Genomic DNA, 19138 nt, shown 5'->3' with positions numbered 1-19138 from the left:
AGTTCTACCTTAGAGCCAGATGATCAAAAATGCAATACGGAGTGTGTACTTTATGCAATAAAAATGGCCAGGCTGCAATAGCAGACCTGGCCATGGTGGGCTGACAGGCGCGCTCGGCGCCCCGTGGATCAGTTGCCGGCGCGCGGTGTCGCCATATAAGGCATGGCGCGCGACGCCATGCGGGTGTCGGTACGCAGCATCGCCACTTCGTCGGCGAGGATGTGGGCCGCTTCCTGCAGCAGGATGTCCTTGGCATCCTTGGCCGCCTTCTCGGCCGCGATCTCCGACGCCAGGTCGCGCTCGTCGTATTGCAGGCCGTCGTCCTGGCGCGGGGTGCCGCGCACCGCGGTCACCGTCTTGCCCGGCTTGGTCGGCTCCGGCACCTTGCCGCGCGCTTCCTTGCCGCCCGGGGCCGCCGCCGGCTCGTCGCTGGCGGTGCCGCTGGCGCCGGCCAGGCGCGCTTCACGCAGCTTGGCGCGAGCGTCCTGGGTGTCGCGCTCCTTGCGACGCACGGCTTCGTTCAGCGAGATCGCATTTTCCTTGCGCAGCTTGAGGACTTCGTCGATGTCTTCCTTCAGGAACTGGAACTCCTTGTCCTTGGCGATGCGCGCCTCATGACGCTGCTGCAGCGGACCGATCAGTTCCTTGAGGTCGCCCGCCGCGGTATAACTGGCCGGCTTGATCGAGACCCAGGGCAACGCGTTGTTGTACGACGATTCGCCGAAGCTTTCCATGTCCGACAACTGCGGCAGCTTGATGTCCGGCGTCACGCCGCGCAGCTGGGTGGTGCCGCCATTGATACGGAAGAACTGGGCGATGGTCATCTTCAGTTCGCCGTAGCGCACCTTTTCGCCCGGGGCGAAGCGGTCGAGGTCGATCAGGGTCTGGACCGTGCCCTTGCCGAAGCTCGGTTCGCCGATCACGATGCCGCGGCCGTAATCCTGGATCGCGGCGGCGAAGATTTCGGAAGCCGAAGCCGAGCCGCGATTGATCAGGACACCCATCGGGCCGTCCCAGGACAGGCCGGCCTGGGTATCCGATTCGACCTCGATGCGGCCGGTCGCGTCGCGCTGCTGCACCACCGGGCCCTTGTCGATGAACAGGCCGGTCAGTTCGATCGCCTCGGTCAGCGAACCGCCGCCGTTGTTGCGCAGGTCGATCAGGACATTGTCGACCTTCTCTTTCTTGAGCTCGCCGAGGATGCGGGCCACGTCGCGGGTCGCGCTGCGGTAATCCTTGTCGCCGCGGCGGCGGCCTTCGAAGTCGAGGTAGAAGGTCGGCAGCGAGATCACGCCGACGCGGCGCTTGAAGGCGCCATCCTTGACTTCGATGATCGACTTCTTGGCGGCCTGCTCTTCCATGCTGATCTTCTTGCGCACCATGGAGACGGTGACGTGCTTGGCGTCCTGTCCGGCGTCGCCCGGCACCACGTCGAGGCGCACGGTGGTGTTCTTCTCGCCGCGCACCAGCTGCACGACGTCGTCGATGCGCCAGCCGAGCACGTCGGTGAACGGACCGCTGCCCTGGGCCACGCCGACGATCTTGTCGCCGACCTTCAGCTTGCCCGACAGCGCCGCCGGGCTGCCCGGCACGATCTCGCGGATCACGGTGTACTCGTCGCGCGACTGCAGCACGGCGCCGATGCCTTCCAGCGACAGGCGCATGGCGATGTCGAAGTTGTCGGCCGAGCGCGGGCCCAGGTAGTTGGTGTGCGGCTCGATCGCGGTGGCGTACGCGTTCATGAACATCTGGAACACGTCTTCGTTGTTCAGCTTCTTGATGCGGGTGACGTAGTTCTCGTAGCGCTTGTCGAGCGTGTCGCGAATGGCTTTCTCATCCTTGCCGGCCAGCTTCAGGCGCAGCCAGTCGTTCTTGACGCGCTTGCGCCACAGTTCGCGGATCTCGTCCTCATTCTTCGCCCACGGCGACTTTTCGCGGTCGAGCTCGAGCGACTCGTCGAGGGTGAAGTCGGGCTTGGTCTTGAGCAGCTCGCGCGCGTACTTCATGCGCTCGGTAAAGCGCTGCTGGTACAGGTTGTAGATCGCGAACGGAGCCGTCAGGTTCTCGTTGTTGATCGCATCGTCCATCTTGGTGCGCAGCGCTGCGAAGCCGTCAATATCGGCCTGGACGAAATACAGCTTCTCGCTGTCTAGATTGTCGAAGTAATTGTCGAAGATCTTCTCCGACATCGCATCGTCGAGCGGGGTCGCCTTGTAGTGATAGCGGCCGAGGACGCGCGAGGCCCAGAGGGCGGCCTGGGTCTGCTCGGCGAGCGGTTTCATCTGGAGCGGGGTGGACGCGGCAGCCACCGTTTTCACGGGCGCCGTGGCGGCGACTTTTTCCGGCTGGGCGGTGACCACGTGGGCCGACATGGCGAAGGCCATTGCGGCCATGAACAGATGGTGTTTCTTCATGCGTCGTCTCTCCGAAACGGGGAACACTTGTTGCCTGGCGCATCCGGCGGGCTGCCGGACAATACGCCCTATGCGGGCCATTCTACAGGAAGGCACAGGGAGGCAGAGCCGGCTTGTATGCTTTTCCGATGAATACTTACAAAGCTTAAGGCTGGCATAAGCCGCGCATGTTCATCCTTTGGCAAGAAGCAGCAACTGGCGGCCGTACAGGGTGCCCAGGAGGACAATGATCCCGATCGGAATCCAGGGCCAGGAGCGCGCCGCCAGGCGCCAGTCGACCGGCGACGGCCAGAACGACAGGAATTGCGGGGCGATGAGGAAGGCGAGCGCCAGGTCGAGCGGCTCGAACAACCAGCCATGCCGGGTGCGCCACCACGCAACCGCGAACGGCAGCAGCAGGATCAGCAGCGGCGCCAGGGCGGCGGGCGCGGCGTTGTACCAGCGCAGGTTGGCGAAGCTGACCGAACCCAGTTCCCAGTTGTGGCCCTTGCCCGGCTTCTTGATGCGGCGCGGGAAGATGCTCATGCCGACCGGCTCGGCATTGGTGAGCAAGCCGACGGAAAAGTGCGCCAGCTCGTGGCACACCGTGCCGGCCGCGGTCAAGACGAAAAAGAAGGGATGGGCGCCGGAACCGATCCACAGCAACAGCGCCAGGGCGGCGGACGGCACCAGGTACAAGAGCATGTCGCCGCCCGCGCAGGCAGCCGGCGGCAGCCAGGTCGTGCAGCCGGCCAGCATGGTCGCTTACACCGCGTAGAAGCAGCGGCCGCAGGCCTGGCGGTAGCTCTCGTTGCCGCCGATGCTGACCTGCTCGCCTTCACGGATGCGGCGGCCTTCGGTGTCGACGCGGATGTTCATGGTCGCCTTCTTGCCGCAGGTGCAGATGTTCTTGATTTCCTCGATGTCGTCGGCCAGCGCCAGCAGGAAGGCCGAGCCCGGGAAAGGCTCGCCGCGGAAGTCGCTGCGCAAGCCATAGCAGATCACGGGGATGCCGCGCACCTGCGCCACCTGGTGCAGCTGCTGCACCTGGAGCGTGGTGAGGAATTGCGCCTCGTCGACCAGGATGCAAGCCACTTGCGGCGCGTCGGCGAGGAAGTTGGTGCCGGCGTCGAACAGGTCGACCTGGCGCTGCGGGCCGAGGCGCGAGGTGATCAGGCCGACGCCGTAGCGGTTGTCGATCGCGGCCGTGTACAGCTTGACCTGCTGGCCCTGCTCTTCGTAGTTGTGCGCCACCTGCAAGAGCGAGGTCGATTTGCCGGCGTTCATCGCCGAATACCTGAAATAGAGTTTTGCCACGGCCCTGCCCTGCACAACGAAGTTAATTGCCGGATTATAACAAGCGCATCCGGTCCCTGGCAGGTGGGCGGCATCCCGCCATGGCCATTTTTTACATGCCCGGGTGGTATTTGCGCTCGAGGTTCTTTTCGATGTCTTCCTTGTAGAACAGCACGTCCTTGAACTCGCCGCGGCTGTACATCTCGGCCTGGTCGGCAAAGTGTTTCGAAGCCGGATTGTTGCTGTTGCCGCCGGCCAGGATACTCTTGGCGCGGACCTTCGGACCGAACTCGACGACAGCCACGAAGCTGTTGCCGCGGTCGCCATAAATGCGCTTGGTCTTTTGCTTGGCAACCATGCCGAACGAGGCCAGCGAACCCCAGTTGGCCGAGGCGAAGCCGACCGGCCAGCTCGGCTTGCTGTCGTCGTACTGCTGCTCGATGTCGCCGCTGATGCGCTGGAAGCGGTTGATCTCGCCCCACGGCGTTTTCCACGAACCGAAGTCGGCCGTCAATTTCTCGCTGGCGCGCTGCAGCGAGGACAGGCGTTCCTCGGCGCTCAAGCTGTTGCTGATGAAATCGACCACCGGCATGCCCTGCGCACGGGCGCGCGGCGCGTTCTTGGCGACCATATCCTGGCCCCAGTAGATCGCGACCGAGGTCGGCACCGAGCTGACGCCGAAGCGCAGGTCCCAGCCGCGCAGCAGTTGCACCTGCTCGGCAAGCAGCGCCTTGCGCGGATCGCTCGCCGGCAAGGCGTCGTAGTCCTTCAGCAGCTGCGGCACCAGCGGCTCGAAGGCGGTCAGGTGGCTGTCGTAGGCGGTGGCGATCAGGCTGTCGAGGGTGAAGCCCTTGGCGTCCTTGAGCACGCGCTCGGCGTGGCGGCCGCGGGCGTTCTCGGGCAGCGACCACATGTACTCCGGCCAGGCTTCACGCTTCGGGCTGCTGGCGCCGGACGCGCTGAACGGCCAGTTGTTGGTGTTCGAGATATAGCCGCTGGCCGGGTTGAACAGGGTGATGGTTTCCTTGATCGCATGCAGCCCCTGCCATTCGGTGGCCGGGTTGCTGCCGTCGACCGGCTTGTTCCAGTCGAACTTCGGATCGCGCTTCGGAATGAAGTTGCCGTGGAAGTAGGCAATATTGCCCTTCGCATCCGCATACACCGTGTTGTTCGAGGAATTGGTGCGCAGTTCCATGGCCTTGTAGAAGGCGTTGTAGTCGCGCGCCTTGGTGCGGCTGTAGGACTGGGTCAGCGCCTTCAGTGGCTCGTCCATCATCTTCACGGCCACCCACTTGCCGTCGAGCTCGCGCACGATCGGGCCGTGGTGGGTGAAGTAGGCGGTAACGGTCTTGCTGGCCATCGCGCCGGACGGGGTCTTGTACGGCAGGGTGATCGGCTTGGCCGTCACCTGGCGCTCTTGCTTGCCGTATTTGTAGAAGAACTTGCCGTCGCGCTCGACCACGGTTTCCAGGTACTCGTCGATGACGTCGCCGCCGCCCGAGGTGTGCATCCAGCCGGTCTTGTCGTTGAAGCCCTGGTAGATAAAGAACTGGCCCCAGGTCACGGCGCCGTAGGCATTCAAGCCCTGCTCGCTCACCATGTGCACTTCCGGACGGAAGTAGAAGGAGGTGTGCGGGTTAATCAGGAGCAGCGCATTGCCCGAGGCCGACAGTTTCGGGGCGATGGCGAAGCCGTTGGAGCCGCGCGGCTCGGCATCGAAGCCCTTGTCGCGGCCGGCCAGCGCCAGCTGCGTGTTCTTGCCATAGAAACGTTCCAGGTCCTTCAGCTCGATCGACTCGATGTCGCCGCCGATGCTGCCTTCGCTGAAGCTGAGCGCCATCCAGGGCTCGAAGCGGGTCAGCAGCTTCGGCTTCACTTCCGGGTGGATGTGCAGGTAGTAGTTGAGGCCGTCGGCGAAGGCGTTCATCAGCTCCTTCAGCCAGGCCGGGCTGGCCGCATACTTGGCCTGCATATCGGCCGGCTGGATGTACATCTTCATGCGCAGGTCGCGCCAGATTTCCTTTTCGCCCTCGACCTCGGCCAAGCGGCCCATCGCATTGATGTAGTTCAGCTCGACGCGGTTGAAGTCATCCTCGGCCTGGGCGTACAGCAGGCCGAATACAGCGTCGGCGTCGGTCTTGCCGAAAACGTGGGGAATCCCCCACTTGTCGCGCATGATGGTCACCCGCTCCGCCGTCTTTTTCCAGCGGGCCAATTCTGCCTTGCCCGGCGCCTGGGTCGCCACGGGGGCTTCGGCGTGCGCCATGGCGGGCATGGCGGCGCCGAGGACAGCGGCGAGGATGGTCGGGAGGATGCGGCGGGCGAGCGTCATGCGGGTCTCCTTGTTGTTCTCGTAATGGTCTTATGCCAGGCCGGCGTGCACCAGCTTCTGCTTCAGGACTTCGTTTTCGGTCAGCAGGGTTGCCACGCGGTCCTTCAGCTTCGCGACTTCGGCGCGCAGGGCGGCGCGCTCGTCTTCCGGGTCGACCGGGGCGGCTTCCTTCTTGGGACGGGTGGCCTGCTTCTGCTCGCGCACCTGGCGCGCGGCCTGCTGCAGTTCCTTCTTGCCGCCGGCGACGGCTGCCTTTTGCTCGTCTTCCGACAACTGGGCCACATTCGCCGCGGCATTGATCGAAATGGTGCCGGTACGCACGGCTTCACGCAGCTCCGGCGTCGCGGCCTTCTGGATGCGCTCGATCTGGCTGATGGTGTTGGCCGACACGCGCGCGGCCTTGGCCACTTCCTCGCGGGTATTCCACGGTGGCGGCGGACGCGAATCCATGTCGTCGGCCTCCGGCTTCGGCGGCTCCTTGGCCATCTGCTCGGCCATGCGCGTGGTGATGATTTCCTTCTTCTTCAGCGCAAGCAGGCCGCGCTGGAAGTCGGACACGCTGCGGCGGGCCAGGTGGTTGTCGATCATCCACAGCATCACGTCGTCGATCGACGCGAAGTTATTGTTGTGGACGGTGCGGAAGGGAATGCCGTGCTTCTGGCAGATTTCGTAGCGGTTATGACCGTCGATCAGGGTGTCGCGCCACAAGACCAGCGCATCGCGGCAGCCCTCGGCGAGCAGGCTGCGCTCCAGGGCCGCGTATTCGATGTCGGTGAGCGGGTCGACGAAGGCGCGCAGTTCGTCGTTGATGGTAATGTTCATTCGTGTCCTCTTACTACCGCGGCAACAAAATAGCCGCAGTCCGGCATGCTACACCATACCGGAGGGAGGACCAATGGATGAGCATCCAAAAGATTTCTCGACCAGGAAATCCTGGTGCGGGCAGCCGGAATCGAACCGGCACGCCTCACGGCGGCAGATTTTAAGTCTGATGCGTCTACCAATTTCGCCATGCCCGCGACGGCGAAGATTGTACTACGGCACGCCGTCGGGGTGTTAGCAGTCGGGCATGACGAAAAAAGGCTGTGTTCGCATTAATTATGGATTCGCAGCCGCCTTCACTGAACTTGTCGTACCGCAGCACATAGCCACTGCGCTGGTGTACGCAACGCTTGCGCATCCAGTAATCGCTGCCACCCCGAATAATTCGCCAGGTAGCGGCTGGCCACGCCCTTGAAGCGCACCAGCCAGTTCTTGAAGCGGCTGTGCCAGCCATTCACGTTCTGGATGTGGATCGCACCGCGTGCGCGCCGCCCGGCCCGTACGTTGACGGATTCGTGCATGATTCCGGCGTCGAGGGCAAACCGGACATAGGCCGCAGCGCCATCGCTGATGAGCAGCCCGTCGCCGGGCAGCACCGACTGCAGGCAGGTATGTAATTGCGCAGCGGTCACGGGACCGCGTCCGGTATGAAAGTCCAACGTCGTGCCGATGCGGTCACGCGCCACCAGCAGGCAATCGTGCTCGCGGTTGATGCCGCGCCGCCGGGCCGCGCCACCACGCTTGCGCGGCGGGCGCGACAAGGTGCGCGAACCCTTCTGCGATTCCAGTCTGTAGGTTTCGTCGGCCTCTATGATGCCCGTCAATGTGGCGGGCCGGTGCCGGGCGGCGCCTGGCGCGAATCGGTGGCGCCAGCGAAAACTCGTTGTGCGATGCACGCCGGTCGCGAGCGCCGCGTCGCGCACGGTGCGTGATTCCAGCAAGCACTTGATATAAGGTAGCCAGCACTCGCGCTTGCGCAGCCGGGCCAGCGGCGTGCCGGTCAGCGCATTGAAGGAGCGGCGACAACCCAGGCAGCGATAACGCTGCAGGCCGCTGGCGAAGCCGGAGCGGTGCAAACGCGCGCAAGCACAATGTGGACACGGCCGACCTGCCGCGGCCGCTTCGATGAGCGCCAGGCACTCGGCCGGGTCGCGGATGCTGTCGAGCCAGTCGCGCAGCCGGGCAAGATCGGCGCTGGACAATGGCGCGGCGGTCAGAAAAGCAAACAATTCGTCGAAGCGCGGGCCTTGCATCGTCACTCCAGATGAGTTAACTCGACGATGCGTAGGACCCCGACAACGCGACTTGGTTCACCCAACGATCGCGAACACAGCCAAAAAAAATGCCGCTGTCCCGGAGGACAGCGGCCAGAAGACTCAGTCAACACTGAGTTGGAGACACGCGGAGAGAGGTGGACCTATCCACCAGAGAACGATACCTACTTCGGGCCTCTCCCCTGCATCTCAAGCGCCGATCCATCCCGCCGATTTGTCGGACTGGTCGCACGCACATTCGGAAATCTCACGCACCCGACTTCAGGCTCTGCCAAGCCACCGCGACGCAAACGATGCCGACGAAAAACAGCAGGCCATACACGAAGATGCGCATCGACGAGGCCAGCCCGGCCACGGCGCGGTTGGCGTGCTCGTTCAGCTTGCCCTTGCGGCGCGCTGCGTTCAGCAGCATGGAGACGAAGACGAACAGCGTCGCCAGGATCAGTAGGACTTTCATGCAAGCACTTTCAGGTCCGCGCCATCACCAGTGCCAGCGCCACCAGCGCCAGGATCGACGAGACCCCGGTCGCCACGCCCAGCCACAGCAGGCGAGTGCGCGCCAGTTCCATCTTGGCGATCAACTGGGCATTCTGGTCGGCCAGATTGGCGATGATCTCGGAAGCCTGCAGCATCTGGGTGCGCAAGTCGGCCAGGTTCGCCTCGTTCTTGTCGACGCGCAGGAACAGCGTGTCGAAGGGGTCTTCCTGCGGCGCTTCTTCCATCGGTGGGCCCGGCGCCGTGTTCGACTTGCGCGCCACCGTGTCCCATAACCTGCGCGCGCCGGTCGCCACTTGCGGCGCGGCATTGATCACGTCGCTCCAAGGCACGGTCTTCAGGACGCTCCACCAGCCAGTTGCCATACCTGCTCTCCTCGTTATATCTATCGCCATCCCGATGCGGGTCAGGCGCGAGCATACCATCCGGACGTGCGCGCAAGAGGAAATCCCCTGCCGCGCTACCGTGCCGCACCTGGAGCGCGCCTGCGCTACCATGCGCCCATGTGCGGACGATTTGACCAGAGCCAGACGGCTCGCTATTACGCCAGCGTATTCGGCTGGACCGACGCGGTCTACGACAGCGAATCCTCGCCTGCCTGGAATGTGTCGCCCGGCAGCTACCGGCCATTGCTGCACCTGCAGGATGGCGAGCGGCGCATCGACGACGTGTTCTGGAGCTACCGCGCGCGCTGGGCCGACGGCAAGGTGCCGATCACGATCAATGCCCGCCTCGACAAGCTCGACAAGCGCTACTGGCGCGGCCTGCTCAAGAAGGGGCGCGCGATCGTGCCGGCCGAAGGCTGGTACGAGTGGACCGGCGAGAAGGGCCACAAGCAGCCCTGGCATATCCACCGGCGCGACCGTGCGCCGCTGTTCATGCTGGCGCTGGCCAACTTCGGCGGCTTCACGGAGAACCGCGCCGAGGCCGGCTTCGTGATCGTCACCGATGCGGCCGGCGAAGGCATGCTCGACATCCACGACCGGCGGCCGGTGGTGGTCGAAGCGGCGGATGCCGAACTGTGGCTGGATCCGGACCTGTCGCCGGAACAGGCGCTGGAGCTGGCGCGCCGCGCCGCGCTGCCGCCGGAGGCCTTCGAGTGGTACAAGGTGACGCCGGCCGTCAACCGGGCGGGAGCGCAGGATCCGCAGATGGCGCTGCCCCTGCTGGATTCGTAGCGTGTGCAACCCACGCCGGTGAAGCCGCACACCCTGCGGGCACCGTCTCGTAAGAAACTAAACGCAGGCATGATCTATATCGAAGCCCAGCACGCAACCAAGCGACGTTCCCAGCGGTCTCATACACACTGCTACCAAACCTGGGGACGTGTTAAATGGGCGAATACATGCAAGTCAGGGCTACCCTGCAAGACGGCGAAACCTATGCCGGTCTGATTCTCGGCAAGGACGAAGCCGACTACCACCTGATCCTGCTGCCGGGCGAAGCCGCCGACGTCAGCTGGCCGACCGCCGCCGACTGGGCGTCGTCCCAGGGCGGCGCACTGCCGACGCGGCGCGAGCTGGCGCTGCTGTTCGCGAATGCGCGCGGCAACTTCGAGCGCAGCTGGTACTGGTCGAGCGAGCCGCACGAAACGCGCACCCAGCTGGTCTGGGGCCAGAACTTCGCCAGCGGCATCCAGACCATCTACGGCCGCCCCTACCGGGGACACGCGCGGGCGATCCGGCGCATCCCCATTCCCTGACCCGGCGGGCTGACCTCCTGCGCTCAGCGATCGACGGCGCGGCGCTCCGGCACGGCTGCGCGGCCGATATCCTGCTCGATATTGGCCAGGAACCAGGTCGTTGCGGCCATCAGCGCCACGTGGCGGCGCAGGTGGTCGGGGTCGACCTTGTCCAGCGTATCGGCCGGCGTGTGGTGATAGTCGAAATAGCCCGAGGTATCGATGAGCGGGGCGAAGCTCGGCACGCCGGCGCGTTCCAGGCCGGACAAGTCGCCGGTCGAGAGCGCATCCTGGCGCTGCAGCACGCCCGCGCCGATCGGCTGCATGGCCGCTTGCAGCGGTGCGAACAGCCCGGTCATGCCGGCCGGCACGCTGGTGCGCATGCCGAAGGGACGGCCGGCGCCATTGTCGCTTTCGATGGCGCCGATGTGCTTCTCGGCATTGGCCTGCTCGGCGGCCAGGTAGCCGCGCGCGCCGCGCGCGCCATTCTCTTCGTTCATCCAGGCGATCATGCGGATGGTGCGGCGCGGACGGTAGTCGAGCTTCTTCAGGGTCTCGAGCACGGCCATCGCACTGGCGACGCCGGCGGCATCGTCGTGGGCGCCGGTGGCCAGGTCCCAGGAATCGAGGTGGCCGGACACGATGACGATCTCGTCGGCCTTGTCGGTACCCGGCAGGTCGGCGATCACGTTGTAGCTGTCGGCGTCCGGCAGGGTCTTCGGGGTCAGCACCAGGCGCATGCTGATCGGCCCGCGCTTGGCCAGGCGGTTTATCAGCATCGCGTCCTCGCTGGTGACGGCGGCGGCCGGGATGCGCGCGTTGTCCTGCAGGCCGGTCGAGCCGGTATGCGGGATGCGGTAGCTGGCGCCGCCGATCGAGCGCACCAGCGCGCCGACGGCGCCCATCTCGGCGGCCATGCGCGGGCCGTCGCGGCGGTAGGCCGAAGCTTGCCCGTAGGCCTGGCCGGCCAGGCCGCGGTCGGCCTGGTGCTGGTCGAATTCGACATCGAACAGGACGATCTTGCCTTTCACTTCGCCGGAATGGGCCTTCAGTTCGTCGAAACTCTTCACCACCACGACCGGCGCGGTGAGGCCGGCGGCCGGGGTGGCGCCGGAGCCGCCCAGCGCGGTCAGCACGACGCGCTGGGTGACGCCGTTCGGCCGGCCGCTGTACTCGACCAGCTCGCCGGTCTCCTGGCCGCGCACCCAATGCGGAACCTTCACCGGCTGCAGGGTCACCTTGGCGCCGAGCTTGCGCATCGCGTCCGCGACCTGGGTCACGGCGGCCGCCGCGCCGGGCGAACCGGACAGGCGCGGGCCGATCAGGTCCGTCATGTCTGCCATGCGCTCCCAGGCGTAGTCGCTCTGCATCGCCGCATCGCGGATCTTCGCCAGCGCGGCCGGGTCGTTACCGGGGCTGGCGGCGAAAACGGAAGCGCTCGCCAGCGAGGCGGCAAGGATGGTCAGGACAGGGAGGCTGCGGCGGTTCATGCGTCGGATCCTTTGTGGGTTCAGAGGGTTTTTACAGTTCGCGCGAAACTTGTTCATATCTGAGTTGTCATACAAAAGCAGCTTCAATTCGTTTTACGTAAGGGGAAAAGTGACAGCCCATACGAGGAGCGAGTTGAGAAGCATCGCGCTGAGTTCCACCGTGACTGCCTGTGGAGGGGAAGGCGCTGGCCTTGTGCCTGGGCGCAAGGTGAGACCAGCCCCTGCGAAGCAGGAATCCGACTGTATGGCAAGCCTTAAGCACCATTGGGCAGCTTTGCGTAAGTTTGTGGGAACGGATTTCAACGATAGCGCAAGTGGCAACATTTTGCTGGGAAATATTGCCGTAATTACAGTTCCGTGGGGTGGGCCTGGGCTGCCCCGCGGTCCTTCGCCCACGCGTTCAACTCACGGACGCACTGTGATGACGCCCTCGCTGGTCGAACGCGTGGGCAAAGGATTGCCCACCCTACGAATCCGCAACGTCAGGCCGGGACCAGACGCAGCAAGGTAATTTCCGATGGCGCCCCGAAGCGCTTCGGTGGCCCCCAATACCCGGTCCCGCGGCTGATGTACACCCACATATCGCGCACCCGGTGCAGCCCGGCCACGAAGGGCTGCTGCAGCGGCACGAACAAATTCCACGGGAAGAATTGTCCGCCATGGGTATGCCCCGATAATTGCAGGTGGAACCCGGCTTCCGCGGCCTCGGCCGCGCTGCGCGGCTGGTGCGCCAGCAAGACCCGCACCCCCACGTCCGGCGGCGCCCCGGCCGCGGCCCGCTTCGGGTCGCTCTTGTGCGAGGGATGGAAATGGTGGGCCGTGTAGTCGGCCACGCCCGCGATCATCAGCGCCGCGCCCCCGCGGCGGCGTACCACGTGCTGGTTCATCAGCACCGTCAGGCCAAGGCGCCGCACCTCGGCGATCCACTCCTCGGCGCCTGAATAATATTCATGGTTGCCGGTCACGAAGAACACGCCGTCCGGCGCCGCCAGGCGCGCCAGCGGCTGGGTATGCAGCGACAGGCGCTGCACGCTGCCGTCGACCAGGTCGCCGGTCACCGCGATCGCATCCGCGCCGAGCTTGTTGACCCGGTTGACGATGGCGTTCAGGTAGGGCCGGCGGATGGTCGGCCCGACGTGGATGTCCGACACCTGGGCGATCGCATAGCCATGCAGGCTCGGGTGCAGATCGGCGATCGGCACGTCGACCCGCTTCACGCGGGCCAGCCGGCGTGCGTTGACGAAGCCGAGCGTCGTCACGCCCAGCGCCACCAGCGGCACCGCCAGCGCGCTGAAGCGCACCACCTCGGGCGTCAGCATTCCGGCCGGGCGCAGCGCCAGCAGAATCAGGTCGCGCACCACGGTGGTCACCAGCAGCGAGGAAAAGAAGCCCATCGACAGCAACCCGGCCCAGCTGACCAGCCCCGACCAGCGATGCCGGCGCAGCGAGGCCGACATCAGCCCGATCGGCACCAGCACCGTGAGCGCGGCCAGCACCGGCACGCCGACCGCGATGGACCAGACGCCCAGGTCCATGTCGGACAGCACGCGCAAGCCGATGTACACCTGTAACAGGACGAGAAGGAAGAGAATGGTGGCAAACGATCGGTTCACGTGAGGGGCGCGAGGCGCAGAAAAACGGTAACAAATGTTAGATGGGGCGGGCCGGCCCCACTGCAAGGGCCGTTCGGAATGTGTATCCCACCCGTTCCGTTTGTAAAATTCTGTATGAACGGATGGCAGCACGATCCCGCAAGTCTATAGTTATCCCATGCCCAGCGTCGTTCGATCATTCCGATCACCGCAGCGGCAAAAAGGAAAAGCCATGTGGAAATCTAAATGCGTTGGTGCGGTGGTCCTGGCCGCGGTTGCCGTCTCCCCTGCGGCAATGGCAGGCGACCGTGGCGTGAATACGGCGATCGGCGCGGTGGTTGGCGCGGCGATCGGCAACAGCGCCGGCGGCGGCACCGGCGCCCTGGTGGGCGGCGTGCTGGGTGCGGCGGTCGGCAACTCGATCTCGACCCGCGACGACCGCCGCTACCGCGACAACCGCTACTACGGCAACCGTGGTTACGGCTACGGCGGCGCCTACGTCCAGCCGCGCCCGGTCTACGTGCAGCCCCGTCCGGTCTATGTCGAACCGCGTCCGGTCTACGTACAGCCGCGCCCGGTCTACGTCGGCGACCGCTACGACCGCTACGACCGCCGCGACTGGGACCGCCATGACCGCCGTGACTGGGACCGCCACGACCGCCGTGACCACGACCGCTGGGACGGCCGCCACGGCCGCTGATCGACAAGCCGCGCACCGCGCGGCTTTTTTATTGGTGCGCTGATGCTAGCCCCGGGTTTCGTAGGGTGGGCAAGTTCCTTGCCCACGCGGTCAACGCACGGGTGAGCGCCACGCAGCAGGCCTGGATACCTGATTTGAACGCGTGGGCGGAGGACCGCCCATCCTACCGACACCCGCCCGGCCTTTCACCCTCCCCCCGCTTGATTCCGGCAACGGCGCTGACGCCGATCCGGAGACAAGCATGGTCCAGCAAGGCAGTATCGTTTCCCTCACCCGCGGCCACTACCGCCTGAGCGCGCCGCTCGGCGGTTCGGCCTACGGGGTCGTGTGGCGCGCCGAAGCGCCGGACGGCGGGGCCGTCGCCCTCAAGCTGGTCAACACCGAACAGATGGCGCGCGCGCCGATCGCGCTGCGCGGGCACTGGATCGACAGCGCGCGCCTGGAGGCCGCATTCCTGGCCGGTCTCGCTCCCTGGGACGGCCGCCACGTGGTGCGCCTGATCGACAGCGGCAGCCACGCGGGCCTGCCGGCGATGGCGCTCGAACTGCTGGATGGCGACCTGGCATCCTGGCTCGCCGCCGAACGCGCGGCCGGGCGCTGGATCGCGCCGGAGCAGGCTCTCGACTGGTGCGCCCAGGTCAACCAGGCCCTCGGCAAGGTCCATGCGGCGGGCTTTCGCTACCTCGACCTGAAGCCCGGCAACCTGCTGATCGAGCGCGCCGGCCGCTGCCTGAAACTGGCGGACTTCGGCACCAGCCGCCCGCTGCTCGAGAACGCCACCGATGCGTATGCGGGCACCGCGAGCTGGCAGGCGCCCGAACAGTTCTTCCCGGCGCCGGACGGCCGCTACCTGGCCGGCCAGCGCAGCGATTATTTTTCCTTGGGAGCCCTGCTCTACTACCTGGTGTGCGGGCGCATGCTGCGCTATGGCGCCGCCTGCGGCGAAGCGTATGGCCTGCACGGCCGCGCCGGCTTTGCCGCCCTGCGCCAGCGCCATGGCGGCGCGCTGCCGCCCAGCCTCGCGCCGGATGAAGCGCTCGACTTCGCAAGCCATTTCGGCGCCGGCGCCTGCCAGGCGACGCTGCTGCTGCAGTCGCTGCTGGCGCCACGTCCCGAGGCGCGGCCGCAACACGCGCTCGAGATCAGCCGCATGCTCGGCGCGCTGCGCGAAGCATCGCATGGCGTCACCCACAGGATGGCGGCATGATTTCCCGCATTTCCGCGCGCCTGCTGTGGGCCGCCCTCGCCCTCGGCCTGGTCTGCTTACTCCAGCTCGCGGCCCTGCTCGCCACGCCGCAGCGCTACCTTCCGACGCAGATTGACCTGCGCCTCGCGCCTGGCGAATCGGCCGTGCTGGGACGCGCGGAACTCGCCGCGCCACGCGCCGGGCCGCGCCAGTTCCTGCTGCGGCGCGACGCGCAAGGAAGCTGGTGGCTGCGCAACACCCATCCCGCCCAGCCGGCCGTGCTGCTGCGCGGCGAAAACAGGCAGGCCACCGGCACGCTCGCGCTGGCGCCGGGCCAGCAATTGCAGCTGGGCGCCACGCCATTCGAGGTGCTGGGCGCCGACGATGAACGCGTGCTGCTGCGCGGCGCCGGCCACCGCTGGGAATACGATGGCGCGCTCCTGACCCGCGACGGCGCCGTACAGCCTCCGTGTCCGGACGCCGGCGCGGGCAGCCGCATCGTCGGCTTCTGGAACCGCATCGCCCCGCACGCCCTGAGCGCGCGCCGGCCCCTGAACGCGGGCGGCTATCTGTATTGCGGCAACCGGCTGGCGGCGCCGGGGCTGGAGGCCGGCACGGTGTCGATGGCGCGCGGCGCCGATGGTGGCATCGTGCTGCAGGTCCGCGGCGCCCAGCCGGTGCCGGTGCGCGACGCCGACGGCATGCGCGACGTCGCCCGTCGCGAGCACCTACTGAGCGGCATCGACACGATCGCGGTCGGCCGCACCCGGCTCGACCTCGAGATCGCCGGCGATACCCTGCGCCTGCGCCCGGCCGCGCAGGTGGAGCTGTTCGCCGAGCCGCGCGCGGAATTGCCGCCTGCCTTGCGCTGGACCTGGACCGAGCGTTCGCTGTGGACCTTCCCTGCGCCGTCGAGCGCCGCCTGGGCCGCCGCCCTTGCCGCCGGCCTGCTGGCCGGCCTGGCCGGCCTGCGCCGCGGCGTCCACGTACAAACCGGCTGCGGCGCCGCCATCGTCGGCGTGGCGCTGCTGCTGCTCGTCATGCAGCGCGGCGGCCAGGCGCCCGGCGTCGGCTGGGCATTGCTGCTGGCCTGGGCGGCGCTGTGGTACGCGCTGCTGTGGCCCCGCCGCCCGCCGCTGCTGGCGGTGGCCGCCACCTTGCTGCTCGGCGCCGGCCTGCTGGTGCAGCTCGAACTCGGCCTCGGCGCGCGCGACACGTCCTGGATGCGCCAGGTCGAGACCAGCTGCGTGCTGCTGGGCGCCGGCCTGCCCGCAGGCCTGCTGCTGATGCGTCGCGTGGCGCGCGCCGAGGTCTCGCGCGGCGCCACCGAATGGCTGCTGGTGGCGCTGGCACTCGTCGCCCTGCTCGGACTGCTGCTGCAGGTCGCCTTCGGCAACGAGACTGGGGTGTTCGACATCCAGCCGGTGGAATTCGCCAAGCTCGCCCTGGCCGCCCTGAGCGCGCACTGCCTTGCCGTGGCGGCGGGCAGCGGCGGCTTGATGCGCGGCGGCTGGCGCGCCTGGCTGCGGGCCTTGGCGCCGGTGCTGCTGTTCGTGCTGTTGCTGGCGGTCGCCCTGGTCCAGGTCGACGACTATTCTCCCCTGGTCCTGCTGCTGGTGTGGGCCGCCGCCATCCTGCTGGCCTGGTGCCTGGCGAGCGGCCGGCGGCACGCGGCCGGCTTGGTCGGCGCGGCCTGCTGCGCCGTGCTGGCGGGCGCGATGGCGCTGCAGGCGCTCGGGCCCAGCCTGGGCGCGGCCGGCTTCTACACCGAGCGCTTCCAGGTCTGGGCCGACCCAGGCGTGCACCCGCACACCGGCCAGCAGATGCTGCTGGGCGCGCGCGCCGTCGGACAAGGCGGCTGGCTGGGCATGGATGGCATGCTCGGCCTGGCCTCGCTCGGCCAGCAGGCCGGCGAGGCGCTGCGCATCCCGGCGGTGCAGGACGACTTCGCGCCCTCCTTCCTGTTGCATCGCCACGGCCTGGCGAGCGCGGTGCTGCTGTGGGCGCTGCAGGCGCTGCTGCTGGGCGCCCTGCTGCATGCGGCCGTCCTCAGCTGGCGCGCCGGCGTCGAGGCCAAGGATTTCAGGCGCGCCTGGCTGGGACGCTTCCAGTGCTTCGCGCTGGCCGGCGGCGCGGCCTTCCTCGGCGGGCACTTCCTGCTCTCGTGGGGCACCAACCTGGCGCTGTTCCCGATCATGGGCCAGCCCATGAGTTTCCTGTCGGCCGGCGGCTCGCACCTGCTGTTTTTCATCTGCCCCCTGCTAGCGTTCGGCGTGGCGAGCGTGCAGAGCGCACAGCGCGATTAAAGCATCCATTCTTATCTGGAGATTCCCATCATGCCGGTCTATGTCCAACACGAAGTCCTAGCCAGGATCAACGATGTGTTCAACGCCGAGGCGCTGTGGCAGGCGCCGGGGCTGTCGCTGTTCTCGCGCCGCCCGCTGCTGCGCGACCTGCTGGAACGCGCGCCGCGCGAACAGCGTGGGCGCGCCGCCACCCGCTGCTTCTCGCACGTGACCCTGATGCTGCCGCAGGAGGAGGTCGACGACGACCGCCACCTGACCCGCGGCGCGCGCGTGCGCGACCTGGCGCAGTCGCTCGCGGCCCTGCACCAGAAGGACTTCGGCGACCTGCTCGCGGGCGACGAGGTGCGCTACCAGGTAGTCGGCGCGGACGCGCTGGGCCCGGGCGAAGTCAAGGTCAAGTTCGGCCACGCCGTCTACCTGCCGGCGCCGGGCGAGGAAGTGCTGTACAAGGTCAGCGCCTCGCGCGACAGCGCGATCTGGCAGCCGGTGTGCGCGGTCTATCCGGACCAGCGCCTGACCCTGGTCGGCCAGGACGCCGCCAACGCCACCTGGGCGGCGCCCGGCTGGCCTTTCGGCGACGGCGGCATCCTGCTGATCAACGACGGCCCGGACGCACCGATCGAGGTGCAGGTGAAGCCGAAGGATGCGCTGGAGTGCCGCTTCGACGCCGCCAACGATTACTACGTGATCCGCAATAAAGGCGGCGCCGGCCCGCGCCTGCTGCTGCGCATCGAGCGCGCCGCCGCCGCCAGGCCCGCCGCCGCGATCAAGCCGGCCGCCCAGCCTTGCGCCCGCCCGCCGGCCGTGTGGAAGACCCGCAGCAATCCGGAAAACGACATGACGGCGATGCCGCTGGCCGCGCCCATCCCCGCGCCGGCCCCGGTCGTGCCCGAAAACGACGCCACCTACGCCCCGGTGGCGCGCCACCGCATCACGCTGGCCGCGCTGGCCCTGCCGCGCCTGAGCCGCTACCGCGACACCGGCGCCCAGGCGCTGGAAGTCGGCCTCGGCCCCACCCTGGCGCCCGGCGCGCCGGGCAAGGAAAGCCTGATCCGCTTCGCCGTCGACGATGCCGACGAGGTGCATGCCATCACCGCCGACGGCCGCCAGCGGGTGGCGGTGCCGTCGCGCTTCGCGCCGCTGGACGGCGCCGCCGTTCAGCTGCACGCGGCGCCCGCCGGCATGGGCGAGCGCTACGCGGCGCTGCTCGGCCTGGCGGACGGCCCGAGCCAGCCGGCCGCCGCCGGTACCCGCCTGGTGTTCGGACGCGGCATGCCGGCGCTGGCCCAGCTGCGCGTGCTCGACGCGCCGCACTTCCTGCGCCAGCAGGACGGCAGCGCCGCGGCCAGCGCCGACCGCCTCGGCCTGTCGCGCAACGCCTTCAGCTGGGAAGCGACAAGCGAGGGGCTGTCGATCGTGCGCCTGTCGGAAACCCAGTCGCTGTTCCATCTCGACCAGGACCTGCGCCTGGTGGCGCCGATCGACAGCGCCACCCCGGACCGGCCCTACGTGATCCCGTCCGGCCACCACCTGGTCGCCGGCCACTACGTGCTGCGCTTCGACGCCTGAGC

At 67.3% G+C, this 19138-nt stretch carries 16 protein-coding genes and 1 tRNA gene; 6 read left to right on the top strand and 11 right to left on the bottom strand.

Translation table 11 applies throughout. The annotated features are described in order from the left end of the window. Positions 1–128: 128 nt before the first annotated feature. From LQ564_RS09180 to LQ564_RS09140, 9 genes are all read right to left on the bottom strand, one after another. Positions 129–2414 (bottom strand): carboxy terminal-processing peptidase, encoded by a 2286-nt coding sequence (locus LQ564_RS09180; RefSeq protein WP_231057798.1) that lies wholly within the window; start codon positions 2412–2414, stop codon positions 129–131. Between the two features lie 171 nt (positions 2415–2585). Next, entirely contained in the window at positions 2586–3152 is a 567-nt protein-coding gene (locus LQ564_RS09175; protein ID WP_231057797.1) for a hypothetical protein, read from the bottom strand. 6 nt (positions 3153–3158) lie between these two features. After that, the gene (locus tag LQ564_RS09170; RefSeq protein WP_231057796.1) at positions 3159–3710 is read right to left on the bottom strand and encodes a thymidine kinase; all 552 of its coding nucleotides are present in this window, start codon (positions 3708–3710) and stop codon (positions 3159–3161) included. Positions 3711–3801: 91 nt separating this feature from the next. Next, on the bottom strand, positions 3802–6021 hold the full coding sequence (locus LQ564_RS09165; protein WP_231057795.1) for a penicillin acylase family protein: 2220 nt from the start codon (positions 6019–6021) through the stop codon (positions 3802–3804). Positions 6022–6051: 30 nt separating this feature from the next. Then, positions 6052–6843: a hypothetical protein gene (locus tag LQ564_RS09160; protein ID WP_231057794.1), complete on the bottom strand. Its 792-nt coding sequence runs from the start codon at positions 6841–6843 to the stop codon at positions 6052–6054. 112 nt (positions 6844–6955) lie between these two features. After that, a tRNA-Leu gene (locus LQ564_RS09155) sits at positions 6956–7040 on the bottom strand. Between the two features lie 99 nt (positions 7041–7139). Then, a complete protein-coding gene (locus tag LQ564_RS09150) occupies positions 7140–8096 on the bottom strand; it encodes an IS1595 family transposase (RefSeq protein WP_231057793.1) in 957 nt (318 codons plus the stop codon). Between the two features lie 268 nt (positions 8097–8364). After that, positions 8365–8574, bottom strand: a complete 210-nt coding sequence (locus LQ564_RS09145; RefSeq protein WP_231057792.1) for a hypothetical protein — start codon at positions 8572–8574, stop codon at positions 8365–8367. A gap of 10 nt (positions 8575–8584) precedes the next feature. Continuing rightward, positions 8585–8977 (bottom strand): hypothetical protein, encoded by a 393-nt coding sequence (locus LQ564_RS09140; protein WP_231057791.1) that lies wholly within the window; start codon positions 8975–8977, stop codon positions 8585–8587. Between the two features lie 138 nt (positions 8978–9115). On the opposite strand from LQ564_RS09140, the gene LQ564_RS09135 reads away from it, so the two are divergent. Further along, positions 9116–9790, top strand: coding sequence for an SOS response-associated peptidase (locus tag LQ564_RS09135; protein ID WP_231057790.1), 675 nt, complete (start codon positions 9116–9118; stop codon positions 9788–9790). Between the two features lie 167 nt (positions 9791–9957). Continuing rightward, positions 9958–10314, top strand: coding sequence for an Lcl C-terminal domain-containing protein (locus tag LQ564_RS09130; protein ID WP_231057789.1), 357 nt, complete (start codon positions 9958–9960; stop codon positions 10312–10314). Positions 10315–10337: 23 nt separating this feature from the next. Here LQ564_RS09130 and LQ564_RS09125 read toward each other — a convergent pair whose 3' ends face one another. Both LQ564_RS09125 and LQ564_RS09120 read right to left on the bottom strand, forming a co-directional pair. Continuing rightward, a complete protein-coding gene (locus LQ564_RS09125) occupies positions 10338–11783 on the bottom strand; it encodes a M20/M25/M40 family metallo-hydrolase (RefSeq protein WP_231057788.1) in 1446 nt (481 codons plus the stop codon). Positions 11784–12265: 482 nt separating this feature from the next. Further along, positions 12266–13318, bottom strand: a complete 1053-nt coding sequence (locus LQ564_RS09120; protein ID WP_231058136.1) for a metallophosphoesterase — start codon at positions 13316–13318, stop codon at positions 12266–12268. Between the two features lie 289 nt (positions 13319–13607). Here LQ564_RS09120 and LQ564_RS09115 point away from each other — a divergent pair, with 289 nt between their 5' ends. The 4 genes from LQ564_RS09115 (at position 13608) to LQ564_RS09100 (ending at position 19136) form a co-directional block, all read left to right on the top strand. Beyond that, positions 13608–14075, top strand: coding sequence for a glycine zipper domain-containing protein (locus LQ564_RS09115; RefSeq protein ID WP_231057787.1), 468 nt, complete (start codon positions 13608–13610; stop codon positions 14073–14075). 241 nt (positions 14076–14316) lie between these two features. Next, the gene (locus LQ564_RS09110; RefSeq protein WP_231057786.1) at positions 14317–15282 is read left to right on the top strand and encodes a serine/threonine-protein kinase; all 966 of its coding nucleotides are present in this window, start codon (positions 14317–14319) and stop codon (positions 15280–15282) included. Then, complete coding sequence (locus LQ564_RS09105; RefSeq protein ID WP_231057785.1) at positions 15279–17567, top strand: FtsW/RodA/SpoVE family cell cycle protein; 2289 nt, start codon at positions 15279–15281, stop codon at positions 17565–17567. The genes LQ564_RS09110 and LQ564_RS09105 overlap by 4 nt, the downstream gene beginning before the upstream one ends. A 30-nt stretch (positions 17568–17597) precedes the next feature. Continuing rightward, entirely contained in the window at positions 17598–19136 is a 1539-nt protein-coding gene (locus LQ564_RS09100; RefSeq protein ID WP_231057784.1) for a hypothetical protein, read from the top strand. Positions 19137–19138: the final 2 nt, after the last annotated feature.

Origin of the sequence: Massilia phyllostachyos (assembly GCF_021044825.1) — a bacterium.
GTDB lineage: Bacteria > Pseudomonadota > Gammaproteobacteria > Burkholderiales > Burkholderiaceae_D > Telluria > Telluria phyllostachyos.
This window is presented reverse-complemented; position numbering and strand designations above follow the sequence as displayed.